This is a genomic window from Sulfurimonas sp., assembly GCF_032250635.1.
Classification (GTDB): domain Bacteria; phylum Campylobacterota; class Campylobacteria; order Campylobacterales; family Sulfurimonadaceae; genus Sulfurimonas.
Window position 1 is genome coordinate 1 of the sequence record NZ_JAVVFL010000286.1, and the last position, 1160, is coordinate 1160.

Genomic DNA, 1160 nt, shown 5'->3' on the forward strand with positions numbered 1-1160 from the left:
CTTGAATTTTATCGAAATCTGCCTCGCAAACACCTCTGTTCGTTATAAGTCCAGTAATTAGTCTTGCGGGCGTAACGTCAAAGCCGTAGTTTAATGCAGGCGAATCTTCGGGAGTTATACGCACTTCACGCACCACTCCCTCACTGTCTACCCCTTTTATAAACCTAACCTCATCAGGGCTTCTCTCCTCTATTGGTATCTCTTTCACTCCGTCTCTTATCTCGAAATCAAATGTTGAAGTGGGGATTGCAACATAAAAAGGAACACTGTTATCATGCGCCGCGAGTGCCTTTAGGTAAGTTCCTATCTTGTTTGCCGCATCGCCGTTTGCGCTTACTCTGTCTGCTCCGACTATTACCATGTCAACCTCGCCTCTTTGCATAAGAAGTCCGCCCATGTTGTCGGCTATAACGGTATGTTCAACTCCGCTTTGAGTGAGTTCCCATGCAGTAAGAGAAGCGCCCTGATTTCTCGGTCTTGTTTCGTCAACCCAGACATGAACATCAATGCCTCTTCTCTTTGCCTCATAAATCGGTGCTAAAGCAGTTCCCTCATCTATAACCGCAAGCCATCCTGCATTGCAGTGGGTTAAAATATTTATCTTTGTTTTGTTCTTCTTTTTCAAAATATCCTCGATGATGTCACAACCGATTTCTGCTATCTTTTGGCTCTCTAGCGCCTCTTGGTCATTTAACTCTATGGCAAATCTTCTTGCATCATCTACCAAATCATCTGAATCTTTTAAAAGCTCCATCATCCTATCAACCGCCCACATAAGGTTTACGGCAGTAGGACGGGACTCTCTTATCAGTGCAGCTTTCTCTTGAAGCGCTTCATAATCTCCATCAACCTCGATAGCGGCTATATATATCCCAAATGCGGCAACGCTTCCGATAACCCCCGCACCGCGAACAGTCATATTTTTTATGGCGGTTACGACTTCATCCGTATCGGTCAGATATTTTGTATCATACTCAAACGGCAGCTGTCTTTGGTCTATTACCTCCAGACACTCATCAAACATATCATCGCTTAACCATAAAGCCTTATACTTACCCTGCATTTTTCACTATCTCCAATATCTCATCTACACTATCTATCTTGTCATAATTTATTACAAACTCTCTTGCAATTTTTAGAGCAATTTTTTCAGCCTCTGC

The 1160-nt window shown here is 43.2% G+C and carries 1 protein-coding gene; it reads right to left on the reverse strand.

What is annotated here, in order from left to right; all coding sequences use genetic code 11:
* Positions 1-1063, reverse strand: a 1063-nt coding sequence (mtnA, locus tag RQ763_RS11795; protein ID WP_314153188.1) for an S-methyl-5-thioribose-1-phosphate isomerase, incomplete at its 3' end; no start/stop codon positions are given.
* Between the last annotated feature and the right edge of the window lie 97 nt (positions 1064-1160).